Source organism: Moorena sp. SIO1G6, assembly GCF_010672795.1.
GTDB lineage: Bacteria > Cyanobacteriota > Cyanobacteriia > Cyanobacteriales > Coleofasciculaceae > Moorena > Moorena producens.
Window position 1 is genome coordinate 39,385 of sequence record NZ_JAAHFZ010000013.1, and the last position, 20,037, is coordinate 59,421.

The 20,037-nt window shown below is 42.5% G+C and carries 13 protein-coding genes and 2 pseudogenes; 7 read left to right on the forward strand and 8 right to left on the reverse strand.

Translation table 11 applies throughout. The features are described 5' to 3' along the window. Positions 1 to 65 precede the first annotated feature (65 nt). The 3 genes and pseudogenes from tnpA to F6K63_RS14525 all read left to right on the forward strand — a co-directional run bounded on the left by tnpA (position 66) and on the right by F6K63_RS14525 (position 3,006). Positions 66 to 484, forward strand: a pseudogene (gene tnpA / locus F6K63_RS14515) (IS200/IS605 family transposase). 250 nt (positions 485 to 734) lie between these two features. Continuing rightward, positions 735 to 1,878: pseudogene (locus F6K63_RS14520) on the forward strand (ISAs1 family transposase). Between the two features lie 222 nt (positions 1,879 to 2,100). Beyond that, entirely contained in the window at positions 2,101 to 3,006 is a 906-nt protein-coding gene (locus F6K63_RS14525) for an alpha/beta fold hydrolase (protein WP_287312495.1), read from the forward strand. A 332-nt stretch (positions 3,007 to 3,338) separates the two neighbouring features. On the opposite strand, the gene F6K63_RS14530 is transcribed toward F6K63_RS14525, so the two are convergent. From F6K63_RS14530 to F6K63_RS14550, 5 genes are all read right to left on the reverse strand, one after another. Then, complete coding sequence (locus tag F6K63_RS14530) at positions 3,339 to 4,070, reverse strand: FkbM family methyltransferase (protein ID WP_287312496.1); 732 nt, start codon at positions 4,068 to 4,070, stop codon at positions 3,339 to 3,341. 4 nt (positions 4,071 to 4,074) lie between these two features. Next, positions 4,075 to 6,189, reverse strand: a complete 2,115-nt coding sequence (locus F6K63_RS14535) for a nucleotide-binding protein (protein WP_287312497.1) — start codon at positions 6,187 to 6,189, stop codon at positions 4,075 to 4,077. A gap of 249 nt (positions 6,190 to 6,438) precedes the next feature. After that, a complete protein-coding gene (locus F6K63_RS14540; RefSeq protein ID WP_287312498.1) occupies positions 6,439 to 7,272 on the reverse strand; it encodes a PIG-L deacetylase family protein in 834 nt (277 codons plus the stop codon). A gap of 324 nt (positions 7,273 to 7,596) precedes the next feature. After that, positions 7,597 to 9,681 carry a glycosyltransferase gene (locus tag F6K63_RS14545; RefSeq protein WP_287312499.1) on the reverse strand — a complete coding sequence of 695 codons (2,085 nt, stop codon included), beginning with the start codon at positions 9,679 to 9,681 and terminating at the stop codon, positions 7,597 to 7,599. 130 nt (positions 9,682 to 9,811) lie between these two features. Further along, positions 9,812 to 14,056: a tetratricopeptide repeat protein gene (locus F6K63_RS14550; RefSeq protein WP_287312500.1), complete on the reverse strand. Its 4,245-nt coding sequence runs from the start codon at positions 14,054 to 14,056 to the stop codon at positions 9,812 to 9,814. A gap of 190 nt (positions 14,057 to 14,246) precedes the next feature. Here F6K63_RS14550 and F6K63_RS14555 point away from each other — a divergent pair, with 190 nt between their 5' ends. The 4 genes from F6K63_RS14555 to F6K63_RS14570 all read left to right on the forward strand — a co-directional run bounded on the left by F6K63_RS14555 (position 14,247) and on the right by F6K63_RS14570 (position 17,902). Further along, positions 14,247 to 14,699, forward strand: a complete 453-nt coding sequence (locus tag F6K63_RS14555) for a MerR family transcriptional regulator (RefSeq protein WP_287267650.1) — start codon at positions 14,247 to 14,249, stop codon at positions 14,697 to 14,699. Positions 14,700 to 14,848: 149 nt separating this feature from the next. Continuing rightward, positions 14,849 to 15,739: an Rpn family recombination-promoting nuclease/putative transposase gene (locus F6K63_RS14560; protein ID WP_008190431.1), complete on the forward strand. Its 891-nt coding sequence runs from the start codon at positions 14,849 to 14,851 to the stop codon at positions 15,737 to 15,739. 32 nt (positions 15,740 to 15,771) lie between these two features. After that, the gene (locus F6K63_RS14565; protein ID WP_287312501.1) at positions 15,772 to 15,939 is read left to right on the forward strand and encodes a hypothetical protein; all 168 of its coding nucleotides are present in this window, start codon (positions 15,772 to 15,774) and stop codon (positions 15,937 to 15,939) included. 535 nt (positions 15,940 to 16,474) lie between these two features. Next, on the forward strand, positions 16,475 to 17,902 hold the full coding sequence (locus tag F6K63_RS14570) for an FAD-dependent oxidoreductase (RefSeq protein WP_287312503.1): 1,428 nt from the start codon (positions 16,475 to 16,477) through the stop codon (positions 17,900 to 17,902). Positions 17,903 to 17,997: 95 nt separating this feature from the next. Here the strand turns inward: F6K63_RS14570 and larE are convergent, their stop codons facing one another. The 3 genes from larE to F6K63_RS14585 all read right to left on the reverse strand — a co-directional run bounded on the left by larE (position 17,998) and on the right by F6K63_RS14585 (position 19,925). After that, positions 17,998 to 18,825: an ATP-dependent sacrificial sulfur transferase LarE gene (larE, locus tag F6K63_RS14575; protein WP_287312504.1), complete on the reverse strand. Its 828-nt coding sequence runs from the start codon at positions 18,823 to 18,825 to the stop codon at positions 17,998 to 18,000. A 119-nt stretch (positions 18,826 to 18,944) separates the two neighbouring features. Then, complete coding sequence (locus F6K63_RS14580; RefSeq protein WP_287312505.1) at positions 18,945 to 19,145, reverse strand: hypothetical protein; 201 nt, start codon at positions 19,143 to 19,145, stop codon at positions 18,945 to 18,947. Between the two features lie 6 nt (positions 19,146 to 19,151). Beyond that, positions 19,152 to 19,925: an ABC transporter permease gene (locus F6K63_RS14585; protein ID WP_008190425.1), complete on the reverse strand. Its 774-nt coding sequence runs from the start codon at positions 19,923 to 19,925 to the stop codon at positions 19,152 to 19,154. Between the last annotated feature and the right edge of the window lie 112 nt (positions 19,926 to 20,037).

Consider the following 20,037-nt stretch of genomic DNA (forward strand, 5'->3'; position numbering starts at 1 on the left):
TGCTTCGCCTCTTTGTATACCATTATCATTGATACTACATCCCTCGTCAACAAAAATTGGGAACAATGGCAAAATTATCCTCAAAAGACCATGAATACCGCCGTACCGAAGGATCTCTGTCATCAATCAACTATCATTTCGTTTTTGTGCCAAAACGTCGAAAGCCAGTGCTAGTAGAGCATGTAGCTCGACGACTTCAAGAGATAATCTTCAATTTAGTTTAGTATCTGAACATGGTTGGAACTTGATCGCCCTAGAAATAATGCCTGACCACGTCCATCTATTTATCAATGCCCCAACTCATGAATCTCCTGCTGAAATAGCGCGATGGATAAAAGGACGAGCTTCTCATCATTTAAGAAAGGAGTTTCCAAGTTTGAAGAAATTACCATCACTTTGGACTCCAACCTATTTCGTAGCGTCAACAGGTCAAGTCAGTACTGAAATAGTCAAAAAATATATCGAGAGCCAAAGAGGTAAATAGCCAGGACACGACGCAGGGCTGTTTCATTGTCGATGTAAAAATTTTTTCTGAGGTTCTGAAACCGCCTTGAAGTAACGGCTTCACCCTTTTTTTATTATTTAAGTATTTCAACCTAAAAAAGTCTTAAATTCTCTAAGCGCAAAAAGCTTGGGCAACGGAATAAAAAAGCGAATGATATCAACAAAACAAAAAGCGTTCGCCGATACTGTAAAATAAAAGCGAACGCTATTTAATTATAAAAAGTTTATCTATGAATAGCCTAATTCAAGCTCTCAAAAAAGTCAAGGACTTTCGTAAACTCCAAGGACAACGGCATCCTTTATGGAGGGTTTTATTAATTATCATTCTCGGACTCATGCAAGGATATACTGGGTATAGAGCTTTAGGATATTTTGCTAGATTTAATCAAGACTTATTATTGACTACCTTAAATATTGTCCCGGAGAGAGTTCCTTCTTATTCAACCATTCGACGAGTGATGCGCTTGTGTAGATTGTTTAAATTTATTGGAGATTTTTAATCAGTGGGCAAGTCAGTTTGCTTTTGATAAATCCTTAAGAGATTGGATAGCTATTGATGGTAAAACTTTAAGAATTACTGTTAATAATTGTCACAATAATTATCAAAATTTTGTGGTAATCGTTTCTTTGTTTAGTCAGAAGTCAGGGGTAGTTTTAAATTTAAACTATTTCTCTTGGTGCGCGTTCCCTAGCGCTTTGAAAAAGCGCGGGGTCGCACCGCTTGAAAATAAGAAAAGTTCAGAAATTCACCAAGTCCAAGGAGCTATAAGAACTTGCCCCCTTCAGAATCAAGTATTTACTCTCGATGCTCTTCATTGCCAAAAAGCAACTACTCAAGCTATTATTGACTCAAATAATCATTATACTATTGCCGTTAAAAAAAATCAAAAAACACTCTATAATTATCTAGAATATGTTAGTACTCATCAAACACCAATTACAGTTAATTGCACTATTGACAAGAGTCATGGCCGAGAAATTGAGCGCACTACTTACGTGTTTGATCCTCCGGCTTATTTTTGCTTATATTGGTGGGATGTCAAGAGTTTTATAAAAGTAGTTAGACAAGGAAAAAGAGGAAATGCTAATTATACTAATATTGCTTATTATATCAGTAGCTTGTCAGAAACAGCTAAAGTATTTGCTGATAAAATTAAAGGACACTGGGCAATCGAAAATAAATTGCATTGGATTAAAGATGTGATTTTACAGGAAGATCATTGTTCTTTTAATGACACTCAAGCTACTACTAACTTTTCTATTCTCAACACAGTAGCTCTGAATCTTTTCCGAATTTTGGGCTTCGACTCAATTACCGAAGCCCAAAGATGGCTTCGTAACAAGTGGTCTAGGCTTTGGGTTTTGTTAGAATGAAACAGCCCTGAGGACACGACGGGGTCAACCCCGTCTCTGTTTTTCATCCCCGGTCTAAAGACACAGGGTTCTCAAATTTCAAGTTTTATTGATAGGCAAGAGGCAAGAGGCAAGAGGCAATAGTTCCGGAGTGCTCATCCGTGCAAGACAAGCACTGACTAACACAATTGCGCTTGTGAGGGGGAGAATCAGGATTGTCCTCTGATTACAGCAATTCAACTGATGTTTCCTGATTTTCTGCCCTCCAATACCAAGCAGCTAGTTGAGTCTACCTCGATTGACCTTGCTCAAAGTATCCAGCGTCAAGCTATCTCAACTCCCCTGAGCCCCCAGGCCATTGCCACAACTTACGTTAATCAGGGTAAGGGTGGCACACCAATTCTGTTACTCCATGGCTTTGATAGTTCCGTGCTGGAATTGCGCCGCTTGCTACCACTGCTGGCTCAGGAAAATGAAACTTGGGCAGTGGATTTGTTGGGTTTTGGGTTTACTGACCGCATGGCAGGGACTCCATTTAGTCCCAATGCCATCGCAACCCATCTCTATTATTTCTGGAAAACCCTGATTAGAACACCAGTGATTGTAGTCGGTGCTTCTATGGGGGGTGCAGCGGCGATTGATTTTACCCTCACTTACCCCCAGGTTGTTAAACAGTTAGTATTAATAGATAGTGCTGGCTGCACCAAGGCTCCCCCGATGGGGAAGTTCTTATTTCCGCCCTTAGGCTACCTAGCCACAGCATTTTTGGCTAATCCCAAGGTAAGGCAAGGTATAAGTAAAAACGCTTACTATGATAAAGGTTGGGCCTCTGAAGATGCCCGAATTTGTGCTGCATTGCACCTAGAAATGCCTGGTTGGAATCAAGCCTTGATTGCGTTTACCAAAAGTGGTGGTTATGGTGATTTTGGGGATAAGCTGGCTCAGATTAGCCAGCCAACTCTAATTTTATGGGGTGACCATGACCAAATTTTAGGGACTGCTGCTGCTAGCAAGTTTAAAAATGCGATCGCCTTTGGCGCGGCTTCGCCGATCGCACAATCTCAATTAATCTGGATTAAAGACTGTGGTCATGTGCCTCACCTGGAACAAGCTCAAATTACTGCTGAGCATATTTTAGAATTCGCCTAGAATTCGGCGGGGTGGATCTCATTAAAGCTGTTTGACCCGGTGGGTGGAATGGGCATCAGGCGTGGAATGGGCATCTTGCCCGTTACAATTTTCAAACGGGCTGTCCCAACAAAGCGCGAAGAGGCGGAAAATGACGCTAGCCCTTGGGTGGTGCGTTACGGGGCGGGCTGCCCCAACACTGGCTACGAGGTTGAACATGAGGGCAAGCCCGCCCCTAACGCACCCTACGCACCCTACGCAACTTTCCCCTATTGCTAGCATGCCTATTGCCTTTTGCCTTTTTCGGCAATTCGTGTGTTTACAACCCAGATACAAACGCGCTTATAGCATTTTCAGTTGAGATTTGAAAACGCGATCGCATGTCCAACATACCAAGGAATATTGGGATAAGCTGGTTCCAGGGGCATGATTTTATATCCTAGAGAGTCAATAAACATCTCAATGGTTTGATTCTTCAGTTTGAAGGACTCTTGATTCCCATCATCTACTTCATAAATCAGGATGGGCTGATAGTCTTTAATAGTTTGAATCATCCCCCTTAAAACATTAATTTCTGCTCCTTCCACATCAATTTTGACAACAGTTGGGGGTTTCAAAGTCTTTTGAGACACCAAATCATCAATAGACACAAGGTCAACTGTCATTTCACCCCTGAGATCTGGAGGTGTACCCGCTGTAGCTAAAGTCGCTCCCCCTGAATGATGAGCCAGCAACAATTCTCCAGTTCCGGTTGACTCAGAAACTGCTTGTGGGAAAACAGTAACATTGGAGAAATTATTAAGCTCGACATTCCGTAGAATAATGTCAGCATTGTTTGGGACTGGCTCAAAAGCATAAACCTGTCCAGATGGCCCAACTAGCTTCGCAGCGATAACAGTAAAAAAGCCAATATTGGCACCGATATCATAGAAGATATGATCACGGTTTAAGCAGCTTGCTAAAGCGTTCTGAAGCGGAAGTTCATAGGTACCACGTGCAAAATCAGGATTAGAACCATCCCCATGGAATTTTAGTCCTGCACCTACTCCATTGTTAAGGGTTACCTGTTGATTGCTTAAATTCATTAGTCTAAACCTTTGCTACAAAATTTTGAAATACACTTCCTGTATCATTTCCCCATTCCCAGTTAGCGACAATCCCAACTCGGTTAATTCTAAGACGCGCCGCATCTGGATAAACATCTGTTAGGGCACGATACAATACTGGTTCATCATTAATGAAGATCATGTAATTCATGCCGTCAAAAATCATGCGGAGCCGATGGGAGACACCCCAGGAAATGCGTTTACCCACATTTGTCCAGACAGCATCAAATAATTCTTCAAAGCCATTGAGATAGAAAAAGGAAGACATTGAAGCACCACCGTAACAGTCATCTAACCAGTTATTGATAATGATATAATTGTCAGCATCCTGCCAAAAGATAAACCCTCCACGACCTTTTTCTCCCTGTCCTCGTCTAGTTCCAGGGGGAGTAATGTCTACCTGTAAATCCGCTATGTCTGGCTGATCCCAATCAATGGTGTAGGCAGTGCGACCTGGATTAGGATGCTTAGCATCAGCTTGGACTTTGGCTGTACTATTCCCAGTCAGCTCAATTACCCCTAGCCCAAGATTCCGATGCCAGACTTTGCTACCACTAGTAGTGGTTTTTCCCATCAAGTCCCTAGCTGCACCAGCAAAATCTTCAGTGATAGCCATTTCGGTACCCTCTACTACCCAAGGGGAGCCCAGGTCGAGTTCAGAAGGAATAGGGATAGTGCGTGGGTGAGCCTCAAAGGAGCGAAAATACAGACTATTATTAGGGTTAACCCCACCAATGCCAACACCGGTAGCGTTTTCCAGGCGGGTATCTGTAAACCACTTGTTAAAGACTAACCGGCCATTGAGATACAGGCTAAAGGTCTTACCATCATCCAATATCTGTAAAGAGTTGATCGCTCTTGGTTGTAAATACCATAGATCGCTAACAGCTAAACATTCCCAGCTATCATGGTCTTGAATCATAAGTTGACATTTCTCCCCGTCTGCTAGGAAACTCCAGAATTGGTTTTTATCCTGAACACGCCACACAATGCGGACTCCAGTTATCTGAGTAGAGGTTTCCACCAGCAAATGGATTAGCCCAGAGGGTGTGGCACACTCCAACATAGCGAGGCTCTCCGGTTGAGTGGCTCTAGCACCATCAGCTGTTAACTCATAACTTCCTTGAGAGACACTCCAGAAACCACCCTTGTCCGCTTCAGCACCATCTAGCAAACCATCACCAATCAGGTCATCTGCTGCGTGAGCTGTACCGTACCAGGTGGCGATGTCTGAAATTTGGGCTACATTAGCGCCATAGATTCGGGTATCGACTTCAAAACCATTCTGTCCCAGAATACTTTGGTATACACCAGCATATACTGTGGCATCATCATTGAAAGGATCAATAGCAATGGGACGCATGTTAGGGTAAGCGGCAAGACCATGAGCATTAGGAACAGAAGCAGCATAATAGGCAGCTCCCTTTTCCCGCAGAACTACAATGTAATAAACCTGGAGATTTTGTAAGCCCCTAAATGCTGAGAGCAGATACCCCCCCAACCGAGTCCACAACTCTCCATTTTCTGTCCCAGTGGCATGAACAATAAAGGCATTTCCCTCTACAGTTGGGTCAACAGGAACTTCCCTGGGGAACCAACCCACTGCTAGATTCTCATCAATATTGGGCAATTTAAACGGTTTGAAATATCTGGAAATTCTGGAGGTACTACGAATCCACCATAGGAGCTTTCGCAGCATCCTGCTTTTTTCCTGACTGGAAGTCCAACGCAGAAGCCGTTTAGCCGGTTTATCTGTCTCAGGACCAATCATCCACCGATGGAGTCGTTCTTTAAGGGGCTCAATCCTTTCGGTCTGGGATGTATTATGACCATTGCTCAGAAACACTGCAAAGGCGAGTCCATTGGTACGGGTGTAGGGACCATAAGCAATGCCCTGTCTGCCCCACGCAGGTTTTAGCAGGGGCTGGAGACGTAATGCGCCATTGTCAATCCCAATCAGCTTTTCGACATCTATACCCTTACGAACTGCACCACTGGAACTTTTAGTACCAATGGTTTTACCTGCACAACAGTTGTCTGAGAATGAGTCTGTGAAGGATTTGTTTACTAAATTTTCTGGTGGATTTAATTGTTGCATGTTGTTACTTCTTTCTTTATATAGGGTTTTCAAATAAGATGTGAAACTAGGATTGATGGGAATTATGACTTCCCTACTCCCTACTCCCTACTCCCTAACCAATTGAGCAGATAAACAAAAAATAAAATGGATATATGATGTCCCATATATCCAGAAGTGATATGACTGATAAAGGTCTTGAACACTCTTGTTACTTATGATTCCATGATTATCTTGAATGAAGTTGCCAAATTGGCTAATTTATCGCTACTATTCATAATTATGATTCAAACTATAACGACGAAATAATTCATAGTTTTGAAAAAAGCAGTCTAAAAACTCTCCGTCTGACACATCTCTCAGGGTTAGCCAGCGTGGATGATTAATTAGTTGTTTCATTTGAGATTGATGTTGGTCTAGGGCAGTACGTTTGATATCAAAAACATCACCAATATAGACAGATAATCTAAAATCATTCAGTAAGCGAAACCCTGACATGATGGTTTTTTTAAAAAAGGAGACTAGATTTGGTTTACTCCCTTCCACCCTTGTCCAAGGCCAGTGATTCCAGAACCATATAGGATACTCATAAACTGTCACATCAAATTTAATTGTTTTGAGTGCAGCTACGACAATTTCATTGGTAGCATTATGGTCAGATACCCCATCGTTGTAGTAGGGAATAAAAATTTCTTCAGGAAGATACTTAAGAATAATTTGTGCGACGTTCTGGATAGCCAAATTTCGGGTTTTATCTAATGTTCCATCTTTGAATTCCAGGAAGCTTACATCATGCTCTTGCATACCAAGTTTTTGAGCGGCTGCCAAGGCTTCATTAGCACGTATTGATTTTACCTGATTTGCTGGAATCAGATGAGCATGAGATTGACAACCATCTGTCATAAAAACAATTTTTACATCGGCTCCAGCTTGCTTTTTACGGATAATTGTTCCACCACAGCCAAGGGTTTCATCATCCTGATGGGGTGAAAAAATAATCGCCGATCGTCTTAGATTTTTTCTGTCATACTCAACTCTAGTACTATGGATTAGAAAACGATAAAACTGGCGTACCAGAGTTTGTAAGGATAATTTATTGCTCATTTTTAACTTGTCACTTGTCACTATTCCCTGTTAGGATGTTCAACACTTCTGTCTTTTGCTTTAAAATAAGGCGTTGCTGATTCTGGGTATGATTGTGCCCCCCTAGGGCGTGTTTTCAAAGTTTTCCGCAAGATTATGATCCCCCCCAGCCCCCCTTAATAAGGGGGGAGCCATACTCAAAGTCCCCCTTTTTTAAGGGGGATTTAGGGGGATCTCCGAGGCAAGAAGACACGCCCTAGCCCCCCAAGTTTGGGAGTTTGGGGGATTTAGGGGGCTTTAGCAAAGCCAAACGATCGCGCATTCATACTTCAATTAAGTAACGCCTCAAAGAATAGTCTTGTACTGCGTAAGTAAATCATCAACAACTTTCTCGAAAGAAAATAGTTCAACCGCTCGCTGATGTCCAGCTTGTCCCATGGATGTTCTAAGTTCTTGGTCAGAAAGAAGTTGCAAGATGGCCTCTGCCAAAGCATCAGCATTACTCCGTTCAACCAGCAGACCTGTCTTACCATCTTCCACAATCTCGGGAAAAGCACCAGCTTGGGTAGCAATAATGGGAAGACCTGCGACCATAGCTTCCACAATTGGCATCCCAAATGCTTCGTGACATACTGACGGAAATACAAAAATGTCTGCCTGCTGATAATAATTGACTAACTTAGATTGAGGAAGGGAGCCAGTGAAGGATACTTGGCTGGCTAGATCAGCACCAAAGTGATCATTTAATTCGGACAGGTATCGTCTCAGGTAACCTGTCCAACTTTCATCACCGTAGAATGACGTTAACTCTGCCACTTTGGAGTCATCACTTAATCCCACAAGATAGTCGTAGGGTAATGCACCTACAGGACCAACGAGATCAAGTTTGGTTTCAGGGCAGCGCTCGAGCACTTTTTTAAAAGCTTCTAATAAGACATGGGAGCCTTTTTCTGGAGATACTCTCCCCACGTATAGTAATCGTTTGGCAGGATTGTTGGTGCTGCCATTTTGCTGATTATGGCTGACATAGAAATTCATGAAGCGATCAAGGTTTACCCCATTAAAAACCGGCTGACAGCGCTCGGCAAATTTAGGGAAACGCTGGCGAATCCCTGCTGTGATATACTCACTAGTACCAATAACTAAATCTACCTTACTAAGCCGCTTTTCTAGAATTTTGTGATCGAGTTGGGTCAACCACTCACAATGCATGTGCAGGGCAATTTTTATTCCTGGGTTCAAGGCTCGTATCACTGGAATAAACTGAGATAAGTTGTGAATGTGAACAACATCAAATTTCTGTTTTCTCAAGTCATTGGCTACCTGTAAAATATATCCCATGTAATAGAGTTGCGAACCAAATATAGGACGTTTTTGATTCTGGAATCCTGGAATTTTTTCCAGATAGTTTAGCAGTTTTTTATCCCGGCCTATGGGAATATATCGATAGTCTACTCCGTCATGACTTGCTGTCTGAAAGCGTTCTCCTGGTGTATAGACAATAACATCACCATCTTGAACTAAAAGACGCACGAATTCATAGGTCAAAATACCGATGGAATCCATCGGGTTTGGAAACGATGTCATCACAAAAGGTTGACAGACAAATGCTATCTTTAATCGTTTTTTAGAATCTGCTCCGTTTAATTGATGATTTAATTTGTTGTTTAATTTGTTTTGCTCTCGGTCAATCCTAGCTAATTTATTCTGCACTAAAGTCGTGTAGACTATAGTTTTACTGGGATTGAGTTTGAGGACATTGTTATAGGATGCGATCGCATCATCTAATTTGCCTTGTTCTTGGAGAGCAACCCCTAAGGTATAATGACTGTTTACCAAGTCTGGCTGTATTGCGATCGCATTCCGATAGTAGGCCACCGCAGTCTTCACATCGCCTCCTATTTTCCGAGTAACGCCCAAATCGTGATTTAAGGCAGCGTAGTAGGCGTGTTTCTCTTGGCAAAGCTGCCCTTGAGCGTGGAGAGCATTACCCAAATTCACATCAGCTTCAGCACAGTTGGGCTGAAGCTCCAAAGCTTTTTGATAGCATGCGATCGCATTTTCCCACTTGCCTTGTTGTTGTAGAGCATAGCCAAAGTTGTTATAAAGCGCTACCGAGTTCGGCTGTAGGGCTAACGCTCGCTGATAAGCTTCCACTGCTTCTGACAATTGACCTTGAGCTTGACGCAAATTGCCTAAACTGAACCAAGCCTTGAAAGACTCCGGATCCACAAGCAGGGTTGTATTGAAAAACTCCTCAGCAGTTTGGTACTTACCTACCTGTTGTGCTAGCACTCCTAACCCATACAAGGCATCTGGTTGGTTAGGTATTCCTGCCAGAATGTTACGATAAACTTGCTCAGCTTCGACCAAGCGATTGGCTCGATGATATTGAAGAGCAACTTGAAGTGCTTCAGAAAGTTGTGTCACTGTTGTAATCCTAAATTTTTAATTTTTAATTGGTAATTATCAATTGGTAATTGTATAGAGTTGTGAACATAGTCGCCCTTGGTAAAGGCAATAAGTGTGTTCACAACCCAGATAAAAACCCTATATCTAACTAGGGATAAGCAAAGTAAAAACTCTCTGAATTATGATTCAACATAATCGAGCGCAACTTTGAAGCAATCTCATCCCGTAAGGGAGCAGCTTCGGCTTTAGTTAGCCAAGTAAATAATTTCTCTACAGCTTGAGGAGACGGATCAATTTTGAGCGCCTCTTGGAGCAGACGAAACGCACCAGAAAGATTCCCAGCCTTTAGGGGAATTACCATATGGTTTAGACAATAATTAAAGTAATGGTTACGAGCGTTGGCTGTAATTGCGGCACAATGCTCAGCAGGAAGATAGCTCTCGGAAATTTCAATCCCCTGGCGGATAGACGTTGCTTGAGCTCCAGATAAGATCAGTTCGCTAGTCATATTATTATCATGCTCACGGTAACGTGCCAAAATATCGCCTTCGTACCACCAATCATAAAAACTAGCAATACGCTTATAAAGTTCCCAGTCAGGAGTATACGTGTTCCCCGGATCGTAACACCCCAGATGTTCATGAGTAGAGCGACGAATCACAACTGCACAGGGATTCAAGACATTGGAAGTGCCAATCTTCCACAGCCAATCTTGATGGATACCCGTATCTTTTCCATACACTTGTTGGGAGAAAATTATCTTTCCTTTCTCATTGATATTTTCATAACCCGTAAATGCTGCTCCCACAGAATCACTACATGTTTCTAGACTCTTCTTCAACCGGGAATAAAAACCTGGAAGAACATATTCATCTTCAGGAAGCACATGAATCCACTGACCGCGACTGAGGGCAATACCAAGATTAAAATTGCGTCGGGCACCGATATTTTCTGGATTGCGGTAGTAGCGAACTACCCCTCCCCCAATCGAATTCACCAAATCGTATAGAGGAGGTGTGCTGGCATTATCCATAACCAAAATTTCCATCTCCTCTTCGCCCTGCCATTGAGCCAATACACTGGCCAGACATTCCAGAAGATAGTCAGTACGGTTATATAAAGGAATAATTACTGTCCAAAACGGTCGTTTGTCTTCACTTACCGATACCCTCGGAATCCCTGGAAACTGATATCCCCCGATCGTAATGTCTGGTTGTTCTACCTGCGGTGGTGTTAGTGTCTCAGGAGATACTGTAGAACCGTTGTCAGGATTGACTACTTTCCCATACCGGGGATTGACTAGCATTAACCCTTGTCGATAAGCAGATGCTGCCTCCTCTAACTGCTTCTGGGTTTGGTAAATCCTGCCTAAATTAAAGTAGACTTCCCCATAACTAGGATTGAGCTCCAGAACCTTCTGATAAGATGCGATCGCATTTTCAAACTCACCTTGGTCTTGAAGCACCACTCCCAAATTGTAATGAGCGCTTACCAAATCTGACTGCATCGCCACCGCTTGGCGATAGTAAGCCACAGCATTAGTCAAATCCCCTGCTCTTTGCCGGGTAACCCCTAGCTCATAGTTCAACCCTGCGTAGTGTGCTTGTTTTTCTACGGAAAGCTTCTCTTGAGCGTGGAGTGCATTGCCCAAATTCACATCAGCTTCAGTGCAGGTAGGCTCAATCTCCAAAGCTTTTTGATAGGAAGCGATCGCATCGTCCCAATTACCTTGTTGTTGTAGAGCATACCCAAGGTTGTTGTAAACCGGTACTAAGTTCGGCTGTATTGTTAAAACTCGTTGGTAACACTCCACCGACTCAGACAACTGACCTTGACCTTGGCACAAATTACCTAAACTGAACCAACCCTTGACAGAATTCGGCTCCGCTTCCACAGTAGCTCTGAACAACTTCTCGGCAGTATCATACTGACCTGTTTGCTGTGCCAGCACCCCTAAGCCATATAAGGCTTCCGGATGATTAGGCTGTTGTTCCAAAATCTTATAGTAAACCTGTACAGCTTTGTCTAAGCGATTGGCTTGACGATGTTGAACAGCAAGTTGTAGTGCTTCAGAAACAGTTTCCATCGCAAATTGTCTTGGTTTATGGACTACATTCAATAGAAAATCTTCCAATGCTCTTACCGGTTTTAAGTCACCATATAACTTATGCTTATTTTCAGCAACTTGATCAGATATGTATTGACGATATTGAGCATCTTGACCCAAGCGTACCGCAATTTTCACATAATCCTCTTTACTCGAAGCAATTGTCTCTTCCAGACCCATCATTTTTAGAATTGCCATCGTATGCCGACCACGCATCAAATCTCCTGGGAATGTCACAATCGGAATATTATGGGCAATAGATTCGAAACTAGAGTTACATCCAGACCAACCAATGCTATCCAGGAATACATCCGCTATCGCTGACGTTCCAGCAAACCTCGTGTCATTCAGGAATGGTAAAAATATGCAGTAGTCTTTATAATCGAGTCCAAATTCCTGAAAAGCATCCCTTAAACGCTGCTCAAATATCTCAGTAACATGGTCACTTTTGACATATTTAATAAATACAAACTTACACCGTTCTAACTGCTTAGCAATTCTAGGAAAAACATCATCATAGTGAGGTAAATACTTATATAAAGATTGGCAGCACCAGAACATAATATCATCATCGTCTAAGCCTATGTCCTTTTTAGCGATCGCTTCCGGTGTAATCTCCAAAGGCGTGTAATGGATAGAGAGATTCGGTAATCTGACTAACCTCTCAGTGTAATGCTCTTGAGCATTTTCTGCCTCCATTAAATCACTACTCAAGTAATAGTCAATCGTCGGCATCCCACTAGTATCCGGATGTCCCCAAGATGTCATTTGAATCGGAGCCAGTCTTAAACAACCCAACTTCACTGTGGTTGGGGACATCCCGAATTCCGGAAAAATAAGGATGTGTAATTTATCTTGCGTAATTACCTCACACCATTCTTCGATAGTCAAAGAACCTTGAACAAATTTGACAAATGATTTCGCCGCTATTGCTGTTTCCTTATCCTGTTTTAACCCTGTGTGATAACCAAATAGTTCAAAATTCGATCTATCTATATTTTCTACCCAGCCCTTAATCGGTATTTTCCAATTAGAATGATCCCAAAAGAATTCCGAAATAACCCCGATCCGAACTTTTTCATTAGGCGCTAAATTTGGTAGAGGAATTTTATGGATCCACCGGGGATAGCACTTCCACATGATCTGACAAATCATTTCTCCATAAATTTTCTGTAACTCTCGGTTATTTAACCCTTGATAGGCCAGATAAAAAGGCTGAAACGCTCCCACCGCATTAGCAGCACTTACCAGTTCCCTTGGACTTAGCTCTGTATCGCTCTCTGTATAGCTATCCGCTAATTTTTGGAGACTAGCTTGGTAATTCTTTCGCCTTACCTTGATTTCATCAAGACTTGAATAAATGATCGGAATCTGACACACGCACATGGCCAGTTTAGCTTCAGCAAAGTTAGGGTTAATACTTAATACTTGCTGGTAAGACTGTAGCGCTTCCTCTAGCTTGCACTGTTCGTGGAGTGTATTTCCTAAATTGTGATAAACCTCAGCAAAGTCAGGTTTCAGCCTAATCGCTTCCTGATAGGACTGTACCGCTTCCTCTAACTTGCCCTGTTTTTGGACTATTGTTCCCAAATTGTTATGAGCGTCAGGATAGTCAGGTTTAAGCCTAATTGCTTCTTGGTAAGACTCTCTTGCAGCATCTAACTTGCCCTGTGTTTGGAATAGAGTCCCCAAATTGTTATGAGCCTGAAAACAATCTGCTTTAAGCTTAATCGCTTCCTGGTAGGACTCTCGTGCCGCATCTAACTTACCCTGTACCTGCAGTACATTTCCCAGATTACAATAAGCCTGAGCATAGTCAGGTTTAACCCTAATCGCTTCTTGGTAGCAATGTACCGCTTCCCCTAACTTACCCTGATTATGAAGCAAATTTCCTAAATTATTATGAGCCACAGCATAGTCAGGTTTAACCTTAATCGCTTCTTGGTAATACTGTACCGCTTTGTCTAACTCTCCTTTTGCCCAGAAGATATTGCCCAAATTGTTATGAACTTCAGCAAAGTCAGGTTTTAGGGTTAAGGCTTGTTGGTACAAGGCTACCGCTTCCTCTAGCTTGTTTTTTTCCTCAAATATACTTGCAAAATTAGCAATGGCTATCACGTTATAGGGCTTCAATAAAGACTTTTCCTCACCCTGATAATCCCCCTGAATCTGTATTACCTGTCTGTAGATAGATTCAGCCTCATCTAATTTACCCAACTGATGATTTTGAGCGGCTGTATTGATTAGAGATTCAAGGTTTGATTCTAACAATTGGTTGGTAGTCATATAGCGGTTTGCAGGGCAGAGCTAGGTTGCTGTAATACTAAATCCGGTTTGATTAGATATCAATCATGAAAAATTATTTCACCCTAGTTGTCCGGTCAGTTTGGCAAAACTTTACATAACTTTACATTAAGGCGTCCAGGAATAAATTTTTGCTATACTATTTTTATAGGAAGAGTTAGGGAATCCGAACATGAACCACTGCGTTGGTACTACCGAAGCCGCATCTCTATTAGGTATTTCTTCTCGACGATTGCGCCAACTCCTGGAGAAGGGTCGGGTCAGGGGTGCCTATAAAAGTGGCAAATTCTGGATTATTCCTCTTTTCAAGCACCTACCACAAATCACCAAAGGTACCCGTGGACCAAAGGGCAAATGGCGTACCAGTCGTCCTCCCGCTTTAGCCACCATCAATGTCAACCGTAATCGGATTGGCAGCAACAATGCTAAACCTCCCCAAGACCGTCAGCCAGTGATTTCGGTAAAACGAAGCGGCAACAATCTATATGGCAACCAGATCGAAATCCTTGGTCCATGTCGGATTGTCTATCAGCCCGATCACCCACTGCGTTGTGGTGCTCGTCTATGGATCGAAACCTTCAGTGATGTTCATTTTATTGGTGGTAGTTTTCCGGCTAGTGCTTGATACTAAGGGCATTGCTGATTCTGGCTATGGTTTCCCCAATTCTGGGGGTAACAAAACTTTCAAAGTCCCTCAGAATTCGAGGAGCAACAGGGGCTTTAATAAAACCAGATGATCGCGCATTTATTCCTTAATTAAGGAACGCCAAAACTATGAGATTTATCAGCCCTAAAATAGATTATGTATTCAAAAAAATATTTGGTTCCAAAGAAAGTAAAAATATATTAATTAGTTTTCTAAATGCCATTATTTATGATGGCGAACCAATCATTCAATCTTTAACCATTATTAATCCCTATAATCCCGGTCAAGTGTTGACTTTAAAAGACACTTATTTGGATGTAAAAGCAGTGTTAGCGGATGGAGAGATTGTCCTAATTGAAATGCAAGTATCATCCATGACTGGTTTTAGCAAACGGGTACTTTATAATATGGTGAAAGGATATGTTAATCAGTTAAAAACAGCAGAGGACTATATTCGTCTTAAACCTGTTATAGCTGTCACAATTACGGATTTTATTTTGTTTGACGAAACTCAGCAAATTATTAATCAATTTGTGTTTCAAGAAAAAACAGAAAAGTTTGAATGTCTGGAAGAGGAATTGCAGTTAATATTTATAGAATTACCGAAATTCCATAAAAGACTCTCAGAATTAGAAACTTTAGCCGATAAATGGATTTATTTCATCAAAGAAGCTTCTAGTTTCGATAACATTCCTCCTTCTTTAGGAGAAGTATCAGAGATAGAATCAGCTTTAAATCTTGCTAATCAAGCTGGTATGACGCCAGAAGAATTAGAAATTGCCGATCGCCGTGCTATGGCATTACAAGATGAAAGAGGGAAAATAACTTATGCTGAAGAAATCGGTAGAAAAAATGAGGCGATCGCCTTAATAATACGTCAACTGAAAAAGCGTTTTGGGGAAATTGATAAAAAAACCATTAGCAAAATAGAAATTTTAACAATTGAAGAGTTGGAAAATTTGGGAGAAGACTTCTTAGATTTCAATAACATAACTGATTTAGAAAATTGGCTTAACTAGCATTCAGCCCGGATATAGCGTTCATAGGACTCATGAGGTACACATTATTTTTTACCTCTTCCCTCTTCCCTTTTCCCTCTTCCGTTCGCGTTCGCCTTTGGCGTGGCCTACGGCCAAGCGTGGCCTACGGCCTCAGTCCCTGCTCCCGTCTTGATGCAAAGCGCGAGTGGGGGAAGCCACGGCAGTCGTTCATGGTTTGAAGTTACCGTAAGATAGTGGAGCCTTATTAACAAATATTTAACCCTTTTCTGCATAACCTGCTAACTATAAAGGCTCCACTATCTAAGGTTTCGTCTCCGGGGGGAACCACGGCAGTCGCTCATGGTTTGAATTTACCGTAAGACAGTTGAGCCTTAATCAATAAGTTAAACCCCATGCATCTGCATAGCCTACCTCAAAGTTACCGTAAGGATGGTGGAGCCTTAATCAACAAGTTTTAACCTTTTCCGCATAGCCGACTAACCATTAAGGCTCCACCATCCTAAGGTTTCGTCTTTAACCATAAAGGCTCAACGTAATCAGGCGCGCGTCTCCGGGGGAAACCCCCGCGTGAAGGCGCTGCCTCCCCAAGACCGCGCTGCCTCCCCAAGACCGCGCTGCATCACTGCTACCTCCTCCCTAAAAACCAGAAATTTGACCTCACAAGTCGTAGAATTCCTATAGTTGGTAGGGTAATGGCATTGCCCAAACAGCAGTAGCGAAGCTGATCGCAAAAACGATCGCAAAAATATAATTATGATCGACACTTATGATATTGTTGTAGTTGGTGCTGGTCCAGTGGGATTAGCCACTGCCATTGGCTTACAGCAGCGAGGTATCTCTAATTTTATAGTCCTTGATCAAACTCGTGCCTTTCGTCGAGTGGGTCAGGTTATCGATCTTCTGCCCAATGGATTAAAAGCCCTCAACCACATAGCGCCTTCTGCTTACGAAGCCGTTAAAAACACGGATATGGAGTTTTTGCAGAAAGTGCAACCCAATCAAAAATGGGTTTACAAAAATTTGAAGGGAGAGCAAATTCACTCTTTTCCTCTTAGCTATGAAGATTGGTTCAAGGATTATGGAGAGGGTCGAGTCTCAATTTCTTGGTATGATTTACAGACCACTCTAAGACAGCAACTTCCCGTTGAACAGGTTAAAGCGAATCATCGTTGTATGAATGTAGTGGATGAAGGAAACACCGGATATGTTCGCCTAGATTTTGTTTCTGATTCAGCCATAGAAGCAAATCCCTATGCTCATTGGTCAAACAGACAGAACGATCAGGATACAGTCTCCTTCAATTCAGAACATAGTGGGCAACAATTTCAAAAAAAATCAATCCGGGCTAGGCTAGTTGTTGCTGCAGATGGTATCAACTCTACCATTCGTCGAATTGTTTATAATGATAGTCCCTACAGTGGTTTAGCACGACCTGACTATTCCGGGTTTGCCGCCCTATTCTGTATGGAAATCACAGATATTCCCCCAGAGCTAAGCACAGAGCTTGAAAACAAATTTTTTCAGCAGGAACGGATTATCACCATCACTAATGATCAAATCTCAGAGGATTCCGCTTCTATGGAATCTCCACGGATGCTCCTATTTCGCCGTTCCAATGCTCAGTTTGGGTATTTGCTCCATCTTCCTTTAAACCAGGAGGAGTTGACAGAAAAATCTGGAAGTGCCTTGATTGCTTTAGGATTACGAGAGTTGGAGAACGCTAATTTTCCCAAAGCTCTCACACAATTAGTGGCTTTATCTCCTCCTGTCAAGATGCAATCCCGTCCGTATTACATTCACCGTGCAGACAATCTATCTCCCTGGAGTTCAGGTAGAGTTGTCTTAGTGGGTGATGCCGCCCATGGGATGCCTCCTTTCATGGCTCAAGGGGCTAATCAAGGATTAGAAGATGCTCTGGTTGTAGCTACTATAATCGCTAATATTGTACAGAAAAATAATCTTGATAATATCCAAGCAATCGCTAATGCTTTCCTTAACTATGAATCTCTTCGTCGTCCATTAATGGAGAAGATTCAACAAGCAACATTGACCAGAATTCCCTACAATAACAAACAAGCATGGCAAGACTACCAACAATTGGTATATTGTCGTAATTTTGACCAACTACTGGAGCAATGTAACCATTCAGCAGTCAGCAGTCAGCCGTCAGCCTTGGCCTAAGGCCACGCTACGCGAATGGCTGATAGCTGATAGCTGATAGCTGATAGCTGATAGCTGATAGCTGATAGCTGATAGCTTACACAAAGCCAAACTTATTAAGCTTTCATACTAATCACATCCTGGCCCAAAACTTGATTCAATTTGCCACTGCGATATCCTTCTAAATCCAGGGTCACATAGACAAAACCCAACTCCTGAAACTCTGCTACTAACTTTGGTAAATCTGTTGTTACCACAAATTCCTTAATCTCTTCCGGTAGTAACTCAATTCGTGCGGTATCTCCTTCTGAACGAACTCTCAAATTGGAGAAACCTAACTTCCGTAAATAGATCTCTGCTCGTCCTACCCGTTGTAACTTAGCCACTGTAATCATTTCCCCATAGGGAAAGCGAGAACTCAGACAAGGTTGGGCAGGTTTATCCCACCACGGCAGTCCTAATTGTTTCGAGAGTTGGCGCACTTCCGCCTTAGTTACCCCCACTTCCGCTAAAGGCGATCGCGCACCTCGTTCCTTGGCCGCCTGAATCCCTGGACGATAGTCCCTTAAATCATCCCCATTCACCCCATCGACTACATAAGGATAGCCTCGCTCCAGGGCTAGAGGTTTGAGAGTGTCGTGGAGTTCACTTTTGCAAAAATAACAGCGATTGACCGGGTTAGAGGTATAGTTGGGATTATCCATCTCATGGGTTTGGACAACCTCATGGGTAATGCCAATGGTAGCGGCTTGGATGCGAGCGTCTTCTAATTCTTCTGGTAATAGTGACGGGGATTCAGCAGTGACCGCTATTACGCGATCGCTTAAAACATCGTAAGCAATTTTAGCAACTAGCGTGCTATCAACTCCCCCAGAATAGGCAATCAAAGCCCGTTCCATCTCCGCAAATATAGTTTTTAATTGCTTGAGTTTCTGCTCTAGCATGGTTTTGATAAATCATTTTCCCTATTTGTAGCATTATCCCATCTACTATCATGCCCCATTTGTTATCATTAAACTTCGCGGTAGTTGTCGGGAACGCTGACAGGTCTTTTGATATAGCACTATGCATTCAGATGTTTGACATTGTCTTGATGCAGTCGCTCATGGGGGAAACCCCCCGCGTGAAGGCGCTGCATCGCTCCTAAACTCCGAAACGTAAGTAATCGCTGACTTCTGACTTCTGACTTCTGACTTCTGACTTCTAACTTCTGACTTCTGACTTCTGACTTCTGACTTCTGACTTCTGACGCTAAGCGTAGCACTATAAATCAAAACTCCCGTTGCCAGAAGATTAGGATAGCGATCGCTAAAAGTAGCACGATGTACAGTAATCCATAAAGTCCATTTAAAAACAGTTCTGGGAACGGGGGTAAGACACCATAGACGGCATCATTCTTTAAATTGAGCCGTGATAAATCCGGGATAACCAAGTATAGGGTTTCGGTCATCCGCTCAATGCCAGGGTTTTCGCTCAACTTGCTTAACTCCACTAAATCACGGCTCAAGTGTCCCATCATATAAATCCCAAACGTAAGTAACGTTGCTAGGAGTGAACTAGTAAAGACACCAAACATTAGCGCTACTGCTGTGATTAGAGACAGTTCTAGAAATTGGTAAAGCACCGAAACCAGGATGCTAACCACAGGGTATTCAATACTAGAGGCACGTAAGCCCAGCAGATAAATGGCAGTCATAGCCACAACCAGCACAGCCAATACACCCGATAACCCTAAGTGTTTGCCAATGATAAATTCAGCCCGGCTAAGAGGCTTGGGAATTAACACTAAGACAGTACGCTTTTCGATTTCCTTGTTAATCAACCCGGTACCAACAAATACCGCCACGATTACACCCAGGATACCCATCCCAGCTAGACCCAAATCCAGAAAAATTTTCTCTTCTGTGGTTGCTGCTATCTCAGGTAACAGCCTCAGAGCTATGCCTAGGGCTAGGGCAAAAAAGCCGATCAGATATAAAACGCGATCGCGTATCACTTCCCGAAAACCATTAGCTGCGATCGCCCAAATTCTTGCCAAACTCACCTACTATCTCCTATCCTCCTCTTTTGCTTCCATCATAGGAGAGGTACACAAGTTTGGGATTTTTGCTATAAGCTTAAGTCATGGATGATAGAGAAGTCATCAAGAACCGCCC